Below are 14,660 nucleotides of genomic sequence, written 5' to 3' on the forward strand. Positions count from 1 at the left end.
TGGCGTTCGGCAGGGGAGAGTACCCCTACAGTTTTCGGGCTTCCGCTGTTCGCCGGGCAGCTTTTCATGGCCGATCTGCCCTTCACCCTGGATCAGCTGCGCATCCTGCGGGCCATCGTCAGTGAGGGCAGTTTCAAAAAGGCGGCCGACAGCCTCTACGTCACTCAGCCGGCGGTGAGCCTGCAGATTCAGAACCTGGAAAAGCAGCTGGAGGTGGCCTTGTTCGACCGTGGCGGTCGCAAGGCACAGCTCACAGAAGCAGGCCACCTTTTGCTCAGCTACTGCGATCGAATTCTCAGCCAGTGCCATGAGGCGTGCAGGGCACTGGACGATCTTCACGATCTCAAGGGTGGTTCTCTGCTGGTCGGTGCCAGTCAGACCACCGGGACTTATCTCATGCCTCGCATGATCGGTTTGTTTCGTCAGAAATTCCCTGATGTGGCTGTGCAGTTGCATGTGCACAGCACTCGACGCACCGGTTGGAGTGTCGCCAATGGACAGATCGATCTGGCGATCATCGGAGGGGAACTTCCAGCTGAATTGAATGAATTGCTGCAGGTCGTCCCCTATGCCAGTGATGAGCTTGCTCTGGTGCTGCCGGTGAAGCACCCTCTGGCGCGTCTCGTGGAGCTCAGCAAGGATGACCTCTACCGGCTCGGATTTGTGAGCCTGGATGCGCAGTCAACCACCCGCAAGATGGTTGATCAGTTGTTGGGCCGTTCCGGATTGGATGTGCAGCGGCTGCGCATCGAGATGGAACTGAATTCATTCGAAGCGATCAAGAACGCGGTCCAGGCTGGCCTGGGTGCTGCTTTCCTGCCAGTGGTCTCGATCGAGCGGGAACTTACCGCCGGGACTTTGTTGCGCCCCGGCGTTGTGGACCTTCAGGTGCGTCGTCAGCTCAAGTTGATCACGAATCCATCCCGCTACTGCTCAAGGGCAGCCGAAGCATTTCGCAGAGACGTGCTTCCGGTCTTTGCCAGTGCGGACAGCCCCTTGCGCCAGGGAAGGACCGGCGCCCTGCCTCAGGAGATCAGCTCCGAAGACGCTGTCGAAAGCGGTCAGAATTGATCTGCTTCCGGAGTGATTCCCACGGTGTCATCCGCCACGCCCCGGGTCAGGAACTTGTTCTGTGTGATGTCGGTCTGATAGACGCAGCGCACAACAGGTTTGTCCCGCACTGAACCGATGTAGGCGAAAGTGTTCATGCGCTGTTTGCATTCACGCTCCTGAGCTGAAGTAATGGCCCCTTCCTTGCGTAGCACCGCCCAGTTCTCTCTTCGAATCACGCAACCAGGCTGCAGGGTCGGCTGGGTGACAAAACTGCTGGACGGATTCAGCGTCGTGTACATCTCGATATCCATCACAAAGGCACTGGCCCCCCACTGTCTGCAGAACTCCGGGTCTGGAACCGCCATGTCGAGCTGCTGGGAGCTGGCGATGTTGCCCTGGTCGCCCTGAGTGGTGCTGGTGACGGCACTACCGATTCCGATCCCAACAATCAACACTCCAGCCAGAACCGCAATGGTGGCTGTGTTCAAGCTCATGCCGTTGCCACCTGTCTTTGGGGGTGGTGGTGGCCCTCCATAGCCTCGACCGTCTCGACGGTCATCCCTGCGGGGCTGATCACGGCGACGTTCACCGTTTCTCCGGTCGTAGCCGGAGCCGGAACGGTCGTAGGGCGAACGACTCACAGCAGTTCAGGGGTTCTGGGAAGACCCATCGAATAGTTGAGGACGCGGCAGTCGGGGTTGTAACTCAACTTTCCGGCCTGGAGCAGCTCCCGGATACATCCTTCGAGTTCTGTGCCGATGCGACGCAGGTTGTAGTCATTCAGAGCTTGGCCGTCATGGCTTTTAACCAGCTCGCGGAAGCGTTGCTGGACAATCTCGATGGTGTGATCAGTCCAGACGAATTCGTTGTCGGGATCCAGGTCGAGGGTGAGTTGACTCGGGTCGGCGACCAGATCACCATTCTCGACCCGTGCCGTGAACAGGCGCACGTGACGGGTGGTGCTCTTCAGCAGGGTCTCGGCCATGAATCAAGCGGAGCGATGTGGACATCGCGCAGGCGTATTGCCAATGACTTTAGGAAGCGGAGAGGAGACCTCTCCTTTTAAGGTTGTTTTCAACTTGTGTTCAGAAGCATGCGCGTCGCCATCGCGGGGGCCGGACTGGCAGGTCTTTCCTGCGCCAAGTATCTGGCCGATGCTGGTCATACCCCGGTCGTGGTCGAAGCTCGCGACGTGCTTGGTGGCAAGGTCGCTGCCTGGAAGGACGAGGACGGTGATTGGTACGAGACCGGGCTTCACATCTTCTTCGGGGCCTATCCGAACATGCTTCAGATGTTCAAGGAGCTGAACATCGAAGACCGGCTTCAGTGGAAGAGTCATTCGATGATCTTCAACCAGCCGGAGGAACCTGGCACCTACAGCCGCTTTGATTTTCCTGATCTGCCAGCCCCTGTGAATGGTGTGGCCGCGATTCTGGGAAATAACGACATGCTGAGTTGGCCCGAGAAAATCAGCTTCGGATTGGGCCTTGTGCCAGCGATGCTCCGGGGGCAGGGGTATGTCGAAGAGTGCGATAAATATTCCTGGACCGAGTGGCTGCGGGTCCACAACATTCCCGAACGGGTGAACGATGAAGTGTTCATCGCCATGAGCAAGGCGCTGAATTTCATTGATCCCGATGAGATCTCCGCCACGGTCGTGCTTACGGCTCTCAATCGCTTCCTGCAGGAGAAGAGCGGCTCCAAAATGGCTTTCCTTGATGGTGCGCCGCCCGAGCGGCTCTGCCAGCCGATGGTGAAGCACATCGAAGCGCTCGGTGGTGAAGTTCATCTCGATTGCCCGCTGCGTGAAATCAAGCTCAATGACGATGGCTCTGTCGCTGCCTTCCATATCGGTGGCATCAAGGGCAAGGAGAGCTTCGACCTCACCGCTGATGCCTACGTGAGTGCTCTACCGGTGGACCCCTTCAAGTTGCTGCTGCCGCTGCCCTGGAAGCAGATGGACGTCTTCAAGAAGCTCGACGGCCTTCGCGGAGTGCCTGTGATCAACCTGCATCTCTGGTTCGATCGCAAGCTCACCGATATTGATCACCTGTTGTTCAGTCGTTCGCCGCTGCTCAGCGTCTACGCCGACATGAGCATCACCTGCAAGGAGTACGAGGACCCTGACAAGTCAATGTTGGAGCTCGTGTTTGCACCCGCCAAAGACTGGATCGGACGCTCGGACGAGGAAATCATCGAGGCCACGATGGGTGAACTCCACAAGTTGTTCCCCACCCACTTCGGTGGAGACAGCCCCGCCACGCTGCGTAAATACAAGGTGGTGAAGACACCCCTGTCGGTTTACAAGACAACGCCAGGATGCCAGCAGCTTCGTCCTGATCAGACCACGCCAATCAGAAACTTTTTCCTGGCAGGTGATTACACCATGCAGCGCTACCTCGCATCCATGGAAGGCGCGGTTCTGAGCGGCAAACTCTGTGCAGGGGCGGTGGACCGCAAGAGCGATCAGCTGGCATCATCGTCCCCTGTCAGCGAGCCGGTCTCGGCCTGAGTCATGCCTCTCGCAGCTCCGGACCTCGACGCAGCCTTCGAGGCCTGTCGTCGGGAGACCGCCGAGTGGGCCAAAACGTTCTATCTCGGAACGCTGCTGCTCCCCTATGAGAAGCGTCGGGCCATCTGGGCGATCTATGTCTGGTGCAGGCGCACGGATGAGCTGATGGATAGTCCGGAGGCTCAGGCTCGTCCTGTCGAGGAGCTGGCTGATCGTCTGAATCGCTGGGAGTTGAAAACCCGCGATCTGTTCAAGGGGTATGTCAACGATGAGCTCGATGCGGTGATGGTCGACACGCTCGAGAGGTTCCCCCAGAGCATTCAGCCCTATCTCGACATGATCGAGGGCCAGCGGATGGACCTCACCTGGACTCGCTATCCCCGTTTCGATGATCTCAGGTTGTACTGCTACAGGGTTGCAGGAACAGTTGGCCTCATGACTCAGGGGGTCATGGGTTTGGATCAGGCCTACAGCTCTGCTCCTTGGAGTGATCGGCCAGACACTTCAGATGCCGCCGTTGCCTTGGGAATCGCCAATCAGCTCACCAACATCCTCCGTGATGTCGGAGAGGATCGCGGTCGTGGTCGGATCTATCTGCCTTTAGAGGATCTCGAGCACTTCGGCTACAGCGAAGATGATCTGATGGCAGGTCGTATGAATCAGGCCTGGAAGGATCTGATGGCGTTTCAACTGCGTCGCGCCCGTGAGTGGTTTGATCGCTCCGAGGCCGGGGTGCGTTGGTTGTCCCGTGATGCCCGATGGCCTGTCTGGACCTCTCTGCGCCTCTACAGGGGAATTCTCGATGTGATTGAGCGCCACGACTACGACGTCTTCAATAAGCGTGCCTATGTGGGAAAGCTCAACAAGCTGCTTGATCTTCCTCGCTCCTTTGTCCTCGCTCAGTCTCGCTAGAGCGTGATGAACAAAAAAACCGGTCATCTCAGATGACCGGTCGGGAAAGTGTTTCAAACAGCCGTTTTCTGATCGGCAAGCAAATCCTTGAGCTTTGACAGTTCACCAGCCCAACGAGGATCGGGGGCTTCTTCAGCTTTGGCATCGCTGTGAACAACCTTGTTGACAGCTTTGCGCGCTGAGCCCGGTGCGTGACCGCCGGCCTGTCCGCGTCGGCCACCGCCGCCGCCGGCATTGCTGTCTCGTCGCTCCGAGCGCTCGACACGGAGTGCATTTCCTCCGAAATCCTTGCCGTTGAACTGCTCAATCACGGCATCAGCGACTTTTTCGTCATCGACGTTGGCGAAACCGAACCCCCGGCAGGCTCCGGTTTCGCGGTCGAGAACTGCTTTGAAGCGAACTCCCTCCCCAACGCTGGTGAGCTGAGCCTCAAGCTCTTTGCTCTCAAAATTCTGCGGCAAGTTGCCGATGTAAAGACGCACGCTCATGAAACGGGGAAGGGAAACGGAAGACTGCGTGTCAGGCCGATCGTTGTCGTCACTGCAAGGGCAGTTAATCACAGGACCCATCCGGGTCTGTCTGAACCGCTTGGTGGGACAACCAGGATCGGGCTGCGTTCAGCGCCTGCTCGCGAGTCGAAACACGACCATACGCACGCTCAAGGCTCAAGTGTCGAAGGAGGGCGCCCAAGGTTGGTCCTGGCGAGATCTTGAGGGCTTCCTGAAGGCTTGTGCCATTCAGTGGAGGGCGTGGATGGAAGAGGCTGTCCTGGAGATCTCTCCAGCGCTCAAGCCACTGCTGCTGGAGTCCTGCAGGCCAGGTCAGGATGAGCGCAGGCAGATCCTGTTCAAGATCCATGTGCAGCCGCAGTCGTTCTTGCTCAGTCAGTTCCTCGGGGCAAGGACGTCCTTCGCTGGATGTTGAACGCTTGATCCAGTAACGCAGACGTTCACAACGTCGTAACTCCCGGCGACTGAAGCGGAGCTCTTTCAGTCCGACATCCGGCAGCAGCTGGGTGAGCCTTGCCAGCGGCAGGGCTTGCCTGCGTTCCATGTCTGTCAGCAGTTCGCTTGTCTGCGCACCCCTGACAGGCCCTTCGTTCCCAGCTGCCGCGTCTTGCTTGGTCCAGGGCTCTAGCATCCCCAGCCCCTGGATGGTCGCCATGGCGCGGTCTGCGGCAGGTGCTGCGACAAGGCGCACCAGTTCGGCCTGTATCCGTTCCGGCGCGGCACGGGCAAGCAGGGCACGGTTGCGCTTGAGCATTTCCAAGGTTGGATCATCCAGGTGCATGTTCAGCTCCGCAATCAGGCGGAGGCCTCTCAACAAGCGAAGGGGATCCTCCCGAAGGTTGGCTTCACGGACTGCGACGATCCTGGCCTCCTGCAGATCCTCAAGGCCACCAGTGGGATCCAGCAGCCTTGGAGATCCGTCGAAGCTCAGGGCAATGGCATTCAGCCTGTAATCACGACGGTTCAGATCGTCGTCCAGCGTCTCTCCCTCCTGTCGGGCTAGATCGATCGTCCATCCCCCCAGCACCAGGCGGGCCATGTCCCGTTGTTCATCGAGCACAACGCAGGCACCTCCAAGCTTCTGGGCGAGCTGTCGTGTGCTCCTCAGAGCGTTGTCAGGCACCACCAGGTCCAGGTCAGGGGCATCAGAAAGCCTGTCCAGGAGGGCATCACGCACCGCTCCTCCCACCAGCACTGATCCTTTCGGGAGCTCTGTTGGCCGCACCGGCCAGCTGTTCGGTTTCAAACGCTGCCAGATGATTTCAGCCAGCTTGTCCCGATCTCCCGTCAGAATGGGTGTCGAACCGGAGCGGGGGGGCATGTGCATCTGTGTGGACTGCCGCTGGGTGGACCGCTGTCAGGCCTATCACGCTGTGGAGCGACAGCATGGAGCTCCTCATCTCGCCGAGACACCTGATCTGAAGCCTGCTGATCCTCGAATCCACATCAGCGTGATGGACCTGCCGGCCGGGCAGGTTGGTGTGGAATGGGATGTGCGCGGCTGTGGATCATTTCAACTGGATCGAGGTCGTTGGAGTCGACTCCGGCCCGGTGAGGAGGTTCCTACATGAGCGGCTGGCTGCTCGCTCTGCACAGCTCCACAGAAACTCTTGGGATCGCACTGGTGGGCGCAGAAGCCCCTATGCAGGAAGCCCGCGTGATCTGTCGTTCGCTTGGACGAGCTCTCACCAATGAGCTGGTGATCTCGCTTCAGCAGCTCCTTCCCGCTGATCAGTGGGCAGACATCAGCAGGCTTGCCGTGGCCACGGGACCAGGCGGATTCACGGGAACCCGTCTCACCGTTGTGCTGGCCCGCACGCTGGCTCAGCAGTTAGGTGCGCCCCTGCATGGAGTGAGCAGCTTCGCCTTGATGGCTCCCAGGCTGCGCGAACAGCTGCCGAAGCCGCAGCGGGACGCGCCGTTCTCAATTGTGCAGACCCTTCCCCGCAGAGGGAAGGTCGCCGGCCGCTACAGGATTGCGAACACAGAGGTGGAGGAACTGGAATCCCCTCGCTTGCTCAGCGATGGCGATCAGCCTGCACCAGCTGTTGCGATGGCCGTGGATGTGCCTGCGGATGTGCTGCAGCTGTTGCGCTGTTGTCATGAGTGTCATCAGCGCGATCTCCCAGGCCCATGGGATTCGGTCCTCCCGATCTATCCCACCTCGCCTGTGGGGCCAGTCTGATGGCGTTGGGTGGTCGCCTGCTGCTTCTCTGTGCTGCGGTTGTGGCCGGAGCCGCTGTGGGGGGTCCCCTGCGCCCCTACGTGGAAGCTGCTCTCACCAATCATCAGCCCCAGCGCATTCTCGTTCTCGGAGGCGATGCTGATCGAGAGCGCATGGGTCTGCATCTCGCCCGTCGCATGAACCTGCCTCTGGTCGTGAGCGGGGGAACCAATCCTGAATACGCCCAGTCCCTGGTGCGTGATGCAGGTCTCACGCAGGACAGGGTTCGACTGGATTACAGGGCTGAGGACACGCTTGGGAACTTCACGTCATTGGTGGATGAACTTGAGCGAGACGGGGTGCATCATCTGCTCTTGGTCACAAGCGAAGACCATCTGCCCCGGGCAATGGCTGTCGGCGGCATTGTTGCCGGCAGCCGTGGAATCCGGCTCACGGGCGTTCCAGTCAGCTGTCAGCCCAAATGCCGTGATGAAAGCCTGGGCAAGCGTTTTGGAGATGGATTGCGTGCTGCTGCCTGGGTGATCACTGGTCGGGATTTGAAGCCCTGGGCTCGCAGGAACTGGCCTCAGCTGTTCAGCGCTCAATAATCAAGCAGGGCGTTGATGCGTCTCTGGAGTTCGCGTGTGGCTGCTTCCAGGTCTGGCTTGCGTCTGCTGCTTGGTGCGGGAACGGGTTCGCCAATTCGCATTTCAAGCTTCACCAGTCGCGGCAGATTGCGACCCATGCCAAGGGCTCTGTGGCTGTTGAGAATGGCGACTGGCAGCAGTGGGGCTCCTGATCTCGCCGCCAGAAGCGCTGCGCCCGGCATGGGTTGGTTCACGCGCCCGTCAGACTGTCGGGTTCCATCGAGAAAGACGCCGATGGCCCAGCCTTCATTGAGTCTTGCCGTGGCGGTCCGGATCGCTTCACGATCGCTCGCACCACGCTTCACCGGATAGGCGCCGCAGGCCCGGATCACAAGGCCCAGGACAGGGATGCGGAACAGCTCGGCTTTGGCCATGAACGACACCGGTCGCCCAAGGGCATGGCCGAGCAAGGGTGGATCGAGATGGGACCCATGGTTGGCCACAACAACAAGTGGGCCTTCCATCGGCACGTTGATGTTGCCGCGGGTACTTCCTCGGAACAGCATCCTGAACACCGGAAACACCAGCAGGCCACTGACCAGCCTGTAAGTGAGGCTTGGACGCGGCGTCTTCAGTGGCTGCAGGCCGCTGGCATTGGTTGCAAGGTTGCTGCTCACATTCACAGACCCAGGTCGCCAGCGCTCGCCAGCTGAGAGGTGGTGACCCCTTTCATCGCACGTTTGGCCAGACCGCTGAGCACATTTCCAGGACCGATTTCAACCATGGTGTCCACACCGGAAGAGGTCATTGCCGCCATCGTTTCTCGCCAGCGCACGCCAGTGGTCATCTGGCGACGCAGTCGTTGCTTCAGCTCAACGGCATCGCGGCTGGGGGTGGGGTCGGTGTTGCTGAAGACCGGGAAACGTGCGTCTTCGAAAGCCACCCCGTCTAGATGGGAGGCGAAGGCCTCTGCCGCCTTCGCCATGAAGGGGGAATGGAAGGCACCTGAGACGGCAAGGGGAATGGCCCGCTTGCAGGTCAGTGCTTCGCTCAGCTCGTTCACGGCCTCTGGACGTCCTGACAGCACCACCTGGGCATCGCTGTTGTCATTGGCAATCACCACCCCCTCAGTGGCATTCACAAGGGTTTCCAGTTGGCTGCGATCGAAACCGATCACTGCCGTCATCGCTCCTCCCCCTGCGCTGGCCATGAGCTCTGATCGGCGTTGCATGAGCTCCAGGCCCGTCGCTGCATCAAATACACCAGCCGCATAGAGAGCCACCAGTTCGCCAAGGCTGTGCCCGGCCACCAGTTCGGGTTGCCTGCCCTGACGCAACAACTCATCGACAATCAGCGATTCCACTGCAAACAGGGCCGGCTGCGTGTTCCGGGTGTCGTTCAGGTTGGAGAGGCCGCTCGTCTCTGCACCCTCACCTCTGCAGATCGAGAGAAGGTCCCTGCCGAGCAGGTTCGAAGCCAGAGCGAAGCGTTCCTCCGCGCCAGGCAAGCTGAGGACGGGCTCGGCCATGCCGTTTTTCTGAGATCCCTGTCCGGGGAACACCCAGGCGATCGACATTCACAGTGGCGCAACGGTGCTGGGAGCCTAAGCGGGACCCTGCCAGCGGAACAGGGCGGCTCCCCAGCTCAGACCAGCTCCAAAACCACTGCTTGCCAGCAGCTGTCCAGGCCGGATTTGGCCATCCCGCACTGCTTCATCCAGAACCAGAGGGATGGTTGCCGCTGAGGTGTTGCCGTAGTGCGCCAGGTTGCTCAGCACCTTGGCCCTGGGAATCGCAAAGCGATCGGCAACGGCATCCAGGATGCGCTGATTGGCTTGATGCAGCAGCAGCCAGTCGATGGCCTCCGGGCCAATCTCACAGCGTTCAAGCAGGCATTGCAGGACCGCCGGGACTTCACGCACGGCGAACTTATACACCTCCTGACCGTTCATCTCGATCGGTCGGTAGCCACCCTGTCGATGGCGTGTATCGGCAGCCAGGGGTTTATCGCTGTCGAGTGCAGGCAGGTTGAGTACTCCACCGCGTGCTCCATCACTGCGCAACAGAAACCCCAGGAGTCCATCGTTGTCGGCAGCTTCAATGGCGACAGCTCCGGCTCCATCGCCGAACAGCACACAGCTGCGTCGGTCATCCCAGTCCACGAAACGGCTCAGCTGGTCGGCGCCGATCACAAGCGCCCGTCGCATGGCTCCTGTGCGCAGGTACTGAGCGGCCGTCACCAGCGAAAACAAAAAGCCGCTGCAGGCGGCTGTGAGATCAAACGCCACGGCATTCGAAGCCCCAAGCCTGGCCTGCACTGCTGGCGCTGAGCCAAACAGATCATCCGGAGTTGAGGTCGCCAGCAACACCAAGTCGAGGCTGTCGGCGGACCATCCGGCCATGTGCAGAGCAGATCGGCCGGCTTCAGCGGCAAGGTCGTTCAGGCTCTGATCGGGGCAGCTCACCCGTCGAGTGGAAATACCTGTGCGGCTGCGGATCCATTCATCGCTGGTCTCCACTCGTAGACCCAGCTGGTTGTTTGTGATCACCTGGGCTGCCTGGGCGCTACCGCTGCCGACCAGAGCGACGCCTCGAGAGTGCGGTGATGCTCCAGCCAAAAGAGGGTCCAAGCAGTGGCGTCAGTCAATCACAGTCCGCCAGAACGCCTGTCAGGCAAGGGGGTTGATCAGACCCTCAGTTCTGCGAGTCGAGTTGTGACTGCCGAGTTCTGCTCTGTTGAAGCCTGCTGGCTGCTTAAGCCCGGAAGGTGGCTTTGGCCCCAAGCTGGGCAAGATGGTCCATCACACCATGACTGGCGGCGGAATGGGCCAGCCGCAAGGCACTGACCACTGACAAGGCTTTGCTGCTGCCGTGGCCGATCACGCAGATGCCATTCACGCCCAGAAGCAGTGCTCCGCCATGTTCGGCGTGATCCAACCGCTTCTTGATGCGCTTGAGGTTCCTGCGCAGGAAGGCGGAACCCACCTTGCCTCGACGCCCACGTGGCAGTTCGGCTCTGAGCACACCAAGAAGCACACTGCCGACGGATTCAAGGAACTTCAGCAGGACATTGCCGGTAAAGCCATCACAGACCACCACATCGAACTCACCCGACAGCACATCCCGCCCCTCACAGTTGCCGGCGAAGTGCAGACGTGATTCCTCGATGAGCAGCTCATGGGTGCGAACGGAAAGATCATTGCCCTTGCATTCCTCCTCGCCGATGTTGAGCAGTCCGATCCTGGGTTGGCTCACCTGCAGCACATCCCTGCAGTAGATGTCTCCCAGCAGGGCGAATTGGTGCAGGTAGGAGGGCTTGCAATCCATGTTGGCGCCCACGTCGAGAACCAGCACTGGCTGGCCGGGATCTTTGGTGGGAAACAGGGCACCGATGGCGGGTCGGTCGATGCCGGCCAGTCTTCCCAGTCGGAAGATGGCTGAAGCCATGACAGCCCCGGAGTTGCCTGCTGAGTAAACGGCCTGGGCCTCGCCTCGCTTCACGAGATCCATGGCCACGTTGATGCTGGCGTCGCGTTTGCGTCGCACCACCGTGGCCTCCTCATGCATTTCCACGGAGTGGCCGCTGGTGATCAGTTCCAGCAGTCCTGCATCGATCGCCGCATTCAATGCTTCAGCCAGTCCTGCTGTAGAGGCGGCTTCCAGCACCCGGTCCGTTTCGCCGACGAAGCGGATTTTCACGGCCAGCCGTTCGATGGCCTGGAGGCATCCCTCCAGAATCGGAACGGGCGCGTTGTCACCCCCCATTCCGTCGACGGCCACCCAGACGCGGTCACGGTCATCGATTTCGAGTTCCTCGCCAGGGACCCCGCCCTGAAGGCGCCGGAGCGGATCCATCACGGGTTGGAGAACGGAGCCGGCCATGCTTCCGGCACTGTTCACCACAGTTCCCGCCATTGAAGTGACGGAACCTGCCACATTGCCGGCCGCATTGGCTGAAGTTGTTGCGGTGTCAACCAGGCTGGTCACTGCAGCATTGCGCCGGTACCAAATCACAAGGCGTCGAACAGCCTTGGATCGGCGGGCTTTGATCCTCGGCGCAGCGTCCGGGGTGAGGTCAGGATCCTTCGGAGGCAACAGAATCGACGATGCGCTGGAACAGGTAACCGGTGCCGCGAGCGGTGAGGATCAGCTCGGGGTTGGCCGGGTCGTCTTCCAATTTGGAACGAAGACGTGAGATATGAACATCCACGACCCGGGTGTCGACGTGGCGTTCAGGGGTGTAACCCCACACCTCCTTCAGGATCTCACCGCGGCTGAACGGTTCGCCCGATCGGCTCACAAGCAGTTCAAGCAGACTGAATTCCATCCCGGTGAGACGGATCCGTTCGTCGTTGCGGAACACCTGCCGCTTGTTGGTGTCGATCTTCAGGTCTGAGACCTGGATCACTCCGGAGTTGGGGATGCCGGCAGCGTGCTCTTTTTCCACGCGGCGCAAAACGCAGCGGATTCGTGCCTCAAGCTCCTTCGGACTGAAGGGTTTGATCACATAGTCGTCCGCTCCGAGCTCCAGACCGGTGATCCGGTCAGCGACATCGCCCAGCGCTGTAAGCATCACAATCGGAACATCCGACTCCTTGCGCAGTTCCTGACAGACCCCGTAGCCATCCAGCTTCGGCATCATCACGTCGAGCACGACCAGATCCGGGTTGCATTCCTGGAAGCTTTCCAGGGCTTCGGTCCCGTCGCAGGCAGTGACGACGTTGTACCCGATCATCGAGAGGCGGGTTTCGAGGATCCTGCGGATGCTGGCCTCGTCATCCACCACGAGGATGGTTTCCTTGGAGGTGGAGGGTGCTGAGGCCGTCATATCGCCGGCAAGGAGCGAAGATAGTGCTCACAAATAGGTGATTAGCGGGTTCAGTCGTTCACGTAGCGCCAACTTTCTTCATCATTCGACGTGCCCCGATCGGCCAATTTTTACGTCTGTCAGAGCTGTGGTGCCCAGACACGGCAGTTCTTTGGGCGGTGTAGCAGCTGCGGTAGCTGGAATTCTCTGGTGGAGCAATCGGCACCCAAGGACGACGGCCGCCGCCGTCGCTCCGGGGGCGATCCCTCAGCGGCACCGAAGGCGCGTCGTTCCACGTCGATGGCATCCCTCGGCGATCAGCCCCTTCAGCGCATCGGCAGTGGTTACGGGGAGCTCAACCGGGTTCTTGGCGGGGGACTGGTCCCTGGATCGCTGGTGCTGGTTGGGGGTGATCCTGGTATCGGCAAGAGCACACTGCTGCTGCAGAGCGCGTCGGCCATTGCGCGGGATCGTGTGGTGCTCTACGTGAGCGCCGAGGAATCTGCGCAGCAGGTGAAGCTGCGCTGGCAGCGGCTCACTGCTGACAGCAGTGATCTGCAGCTGCTGGCGGAGACGGATCTCGAGCTGGTGCTGGAGGAACTCGAGGCTCTGAGGCCAGATGTGGCCATCATCGACAGCATTCAGGCCTTGCACGACGCCGAACTCTCCAGTGCACCTGGTTCTGTCGCTCAAGTGAGGGAATGTGCTGCGGCTCTGCAGAGACTGGCGAAGCGTCAGAACACCGCGCTGCTGCTTGTGGGACACGTCACAAAGGAAGGCGTGCTGGCCGGACCCAAGGTGCTTGAACACCTTGTGGATGCGGTGCTCACCTTCGAGGGCGACCGCTTCGCCAGCCATCGCCTGCTTCGGGCTGTCAAGAACCGGTTCGGGGCCACCCACGAGCTGGGGGTCTTTGAGATGCGTGGTCAGGGCCTCGAGGAGGTCGGCAATCCCAGTGAGTTGTTCCTCAGTGGAGAGCGGGCCAATGGGGTGGCAACGATCGTTGCCTGTGAAGGCACCCGGCCACTGGTGGTTGACCTGCAAGCCCTGGTGAGCTCCACCAGTTATGCCAGCCCTCGTCGGACCGCCACCGGCATCGCCGTGAACCGCCTGCATCAGATCCTGGCTGTGCTGGAAAAGCACATGGGCTTGCCACTCTCACGGTTCGATTGCTATCTGGCCGTGGCTGGTGGCCTGGATGTGGAGGAGCCCGCAGCAGATCTGGGAGTGGCGGCGGCAGTGGTGGCCAGTTTCAGGGACCTGACTCTGCCGGTCGGTACTGTCCTGCTCGGGGAACTTGGTCTGGGCGGTCAGCTTCGACCGGTAGGACAGCTGGAGTTGCGATTGCAGGAGGCTGTGCGTCTTGGATTCAGACGTGCGGTCGTGCCGCGGGGAAGCGGCCTGGGTCCGATCGCATCTGGCCTCGATCTGGAACTGCTGGAGGCGGGATCCATCACCGAAGCCCTCGTGCTGGGGCTAGGTGTGAACCCCGAGGATGGCGAGAACTGAGTCGCTGTTATGCCTCAAAAGTAGACGTCCACGTTGCTGCGGCCGCTGGATTTGAGCCAGTTCTCGATGTCCAGATACCCCCCTGGATTCAGTCGCACCGCCTGAGTCCAGGCTTCAGCGGCTTTGTCTAGCCACACATCTGCTTCATCGCGCCGACCCTCTTCCTCGGCAATCCGGCCGCGCTTCTCGTAGATCAGCCCCATGTTTTTGAGACAGGAGGGCTGTTTGGGGTTTTCATCCAGAGCCTGTTGATAGGTCTCGATTGCCCTGTCTTCTTCGCCATTGCTCATGTAGATGATCGCCATGTTCTTGAGGGTTTCTCCGCGATCGATCGGGTTCTCCTCAAGCTTCAGGCTCTCTTCATAGTTTTCGAGAGCTTCGGCGTAATCACCGTCGTTCTGAGCAGACAGTCCGTCGCGGTAATACACGTAGGCCTCCTTGGCCCGGGCATTGATCGGCAGCAGCTTCACAATCAGGTCGGCCATGACCGTGAAGCTCTTGTCGATGAAGTTGTCGTTGCGGTTGCTGCGTGGCACGGAAAGCCGGACGGATTAAACCATCCTGAACCCAACAGGTGCTGCCTAGCGTGGAGTGGTGTGAACCGTTGA

Annotated in this window: 17 protein-coding genes; 7 read left to right on the top strand and 10 right to left on the bottom strand. The window is 60.2% G+C overall.

Translation table 11 applies throughout. From position 1 onward, the window contains the following. The first annotated feature begins 66 nt into the window (after positions 1-66). Positions 67-1,071, top strand: a complete 1,005-nt coding sequence (locus SIB58_RS16350) for a LysR family transcriptional regulator (RefSeq protein ID WP_066909033.1) — start codon at positions 67-69, stop codon at positions 1,069-1,071. Here SIB58_RS16350 and SIB58_RS16355 read toward each other — a convergent pair. Together SIB58_RS16355 and ndhM are read right to left on the bottom strand one after the other, a co-directional pair. After that, positions 1,062-1,694, bottom strand: a complete 633-nt coding sequence (locus SIB58_RS16355) for a DUF3172 domain-containing protein (protein ID WP_066909030.1) — start codon at positions 1,692-1,694, stop codon at positions 1,062-1,064. The two genes, SIB58_RS16350 and SIB58_RS16355, sit on opposite strands and share 10 nt — an antisense overlap. Then, the gene (ndhM, locus tag SIB58_RS16360) at positions 1,691-2,038 is read right to left on the bottom strand and encodes an NAD(P)H-quinone oxidoreductase subunit M (protein WP_066909028.1); all 348 of its coding nucleotides are present in this window, start codon (positions 2,036-2,038) and stop codon (positions 1,691-1,693) included. Before ndhM ends, SIB58_RS16355 begins: the two co-directional genes overlap by 4 nt. Before the next feature lie 108 nt (positions 2,039-2,146). Between ndhM and pds the strand changes: the two genes are divergently transcribed. Together pds and SIB58_RS16370 are read left to right on the top strand one after the other, a co-directional pair. After that, on the top strand, positions 2,147-3,565 hold the full coding sequence (gene pds, locus SIB58_RS16365) for a 15-cis-phytoene desaturase (protein WP_066909025.1): 1,419 nt from the start codon (positions 2,147-2,149) through the stop codon (positions 3,563-3,565). A gap of 3 nt (positions 3,566-3,568) precedes the next feature. Further along, the gene (locus SIB58_RS16370) at positions 3,569-4,477 is read left to right on the top strand and encodes a phytoene synthase (RefSeq protein ID WP_066909022.1); all 909 of its coding nucleotides are present in this window, start codon (positions 3,569-3,571) and stop codon (positions 4,475-4,477) included. Between the two features lie 53 nt (positions 4,478-4,530). Here SIB58_RS16370 and SIB58_RS16375 read toward each other — a convergent pair whose 3' ends face one another. After that, positions 4,531-4,965 carry an RNA recognition motif domain-containing protein gene (locus SIB58_RS16375; RefSeq protein WP_066909311.1) on the bottom strand — a complete coding sequence of 145 codons (435 nt, stop codon included), beginning with the start codon at positions 4,963-4,965 and terminating at the stop codon, positions 4,531-4,533. Positions 4,966-5,029: 64 nt separating this feature from the next. Beyond that, positions 5,030-6,307 (bottom strand): tRNA nucleotidyltransferase, encoded by a 1,278-nt coding sequence (locus tag SIB58_RS16380; RefSeq protein ID WP_066909019.1) that lies wholly within the window; start codon positions 6,305-6,307, stop codon positions 5,030-5,032. Here SIB58_RS16380 and SIB58_RS16385 point away from each other — a divergent pair. From SIB58_RS16385 to SIB58_RS16395, 3 genes are read left to right on the top strand one after another with little or no spacing between them, the layout of a single operon-like run. Then, positions 6,306-6,557 (top strand): Ycf34 family protein, encoded by a 252-nt coding sequence (locus SIB58_RS16385; protein ID WP_066909016.1) that lies wholly within the window; start codon positions 6,306-6,308, stop codon positions 6,555-6,557. The genes SIB58_RS16380 and SIB58_RS16385 overlap by 2 nt on opposite strands. Next, positions 6,554-7,171: a tRNA (adenosine(37)-N6)-threonylcarbamoyltransferase complex dimerization subunit type 1 TsaB gene (gene tsaB / locus SIB58_RS16390; RefSeq protein WP_066909013.1), complete on the top strand. Its 618-nt coding sequence runs from the start codon at positions 6,554-6,556 to the stop codon at positions 7,169-7,171. Before SIB58_RS16385 ends, tsaB begins: the two co-directional genes overlap by 4 nt. Next, positions 7,171-7,758, top strand: a complete 588-nt coding sequence (locus SIB58_RS16395; RefSeq protein WP_066909010.1) for a YdcF family protein — start codon at positions 7,171-7,173, stop codon at positions 7,756-7,758. Before tsaB ends, SIB58_RS16395 begins: the two co-directional genes overlap by 1 nt. Here SIB58_RS16395 and SIB58_RS16400 read toward each other — a convergent pair. From SIB58_RS16400 to rpaB, 5 genes are all read right to left on the bottom strand, one after another. Then, on the bottom strand, positions 7,752-8,414 hold the full coding sequence (locus SIB58_RS16400; RefSeq protein ID WP_066909308.1) for a lysophospholipid acyltransferase family protein: 663 nt from the start codon (positions 8,412-8,414) through the stop codon (positions 7,752-7,754). The genes SIB58_RS16395 and SIB58_RS16400 overlap by 7 nt on opposite strands. A gap of 2 nt (positions 8,415-8,416) precedes the next feature. Further along, positions 8,417-9,313, bottom strand: coding sequence for an ACP S-malonyltransferase (gene fabD, locus SIB58_RS16405; protein WP_066909007.1), 897 nt, complete (start codon positions 9,311-9,313; stop codon positions 8,417-8,419). A gap of 27 nt (positions 9,314-9,340) precedes the next feature. Next, positions 9,341-10,354: a beta-ketoacyl-ACP synthase III gene (locus SIB58_RS16410; RefSeq protein WP_066909305.1), complete on the bottom strand. Its 1,014-nt coding sequence runs from the start codon at positions 10,352-10,354 to the stop codon at positions 9,341-9,343. Between the two features lie 136 nt (positions 10,355-10,490). Further along, positions 10,491-11,831 (bottom strand): phosphate acyltransferase PlsX, encoded by a 1,341-nt coding sequence (gene plsX / locus SIB58_RS16415; protein WP_066909004.1) that lies wholly within the window; start codon positions 11,829-11,831, stop codon positions 10,491-10,493. After that, a complete protein-coding gene (rpaB, locus tag SIB58_RS16420) occupies positions 11,812-12,564 on the bottom strand; it encodes a response regulator transcription factor RpaB (RefSeq protein ID WP_066909001.1) in 753 nt (250 codons plus the stop codon). Before rpaB ends, plsX begins: the two co-directional genes overlap by 20 nt. Positions 12,565-12,654: 90 nt before the next feature. Here rpaB and radA point away from each other — a divergent pair, with 90 nt between their 5' ends. Next, complete coding sequence (gene radA / locus SIB58_RS16425) at positions 12,655-14,052, top strand: DNA repair protein RadA (protein ID WP_066908998.1); 1,398 nt, start codon at positions 12,655-12,657, stop codon at positions 14,050-14,052. Between the two features lie 14 nt (positions 14,053-14,066). Here radA and SIB58_RS16430 read toward each other — a convergent pair whose 3' ends face one another. Continuing rightward, complete coding sequence (locus tag SIB58_RS16430) at positions 14,067-14,588, bottom strand: photosystem I assembly protein Ycf3 (protein WP_066908996.1); 522 nt, start codon at positions 14,586-14,588, stop codon at positions 14,067-14,069. Positions 14,589-14,660 lie beyond the last annotated feature (72 nt).

Source organism: Synechococcus sp. MIT S9504, assembly GCF_047497135.1.
Taxonomy (GTDB): Bacteria; Cyanobacteriota; Cyanobacteriia; order PCC-6307; family Cyanobiaceae; genus Synechococcus_C.

What these genes read in the sequence shown, in the direction of transcription:
- rpaB (WP_066909001.1), bottom strand. Translation starts at nt 12,564, where the DNA reads ATGACGGCCTCAGCACCCTCCACCTCCAAGGAAACCATCCTCGTGGTG.
- pds (WP_066909025.1), top strand. Translation starts at nt 2,147, where the DNA reads ATGCGCGTCGCCATCGCGGGGGCCGGACTGGCAGGTCTTTCCTGCGCC.
- SIB58_RS16375 (WP_066909311.1), bottom strand. Translation starts at nt 4,965, where the DNA reads ATGAGCGTGCGTCTTTACATCGGCAACTTGCCGCAGAATTTTGAGAGC.
- SIB58_RS16385 (WP_066909016.1), top strand. Translation starts at nt 6,306, where the DNA reads ATGTGCATCTGTGTGGACTGCCGCTGGGTGGACCGCTGTCAGGCCTAT.
- fabD (WP_066909007.1), bottom strand. Translation starts at nt 9,313, where the DNA reads ATGTCGATCGCCTGGGTGTTCCCCGGACAGGGATCTCAGAAAAACGGC.
- ndhM (WP_066909028.1), bottom strand. Translation starts at nt 2,038, where the DNA reads ATGGCCGAGACCCTGCTGAAGAGCACCACCCGTCACGTGCGCCTGTTC.
- tsaB (WP_066909013.1), top strand. Translation starts at nt 6,554, where the DNA reads ATGAGCGGCTGGCTGCTCGCTCTGCACAGCTCCACAGAAACTCTTGGG.
- SIB58_RS16395 (WP_066909010.1), top strand. Translation starts at nt 7,171, where the DNA reads ATGGCGTTGGGTGGTCGCCTGCTGCTTCTCTGTGCTGCGGTTGTGGCC.
- SIB58_RS16370 (WP_066909022.1), top strand. Translation starts at nt 3,569, where the DNA reads ATGCCTCTCGCAGCTCCGGACCTCGACGCAGCCTTCGAGGCCTGTCGT.
- SIB58_RS16350 (WP_066909033.1), top strand. Translation starts at nt 67, where the DNA reads ATGGCCGATCTGCCCTTCACCCTGGATCAGCTGCGCATCCTGCGGGCC.
- SIB58_RS16380 (WP_066909019.1), bottom strand. Translation starts at nt 6,307, where the DNA reads ATGCCCCCCCGCTCCGGTTCGACACCCATTCTGACGGGAGATCGGGAC.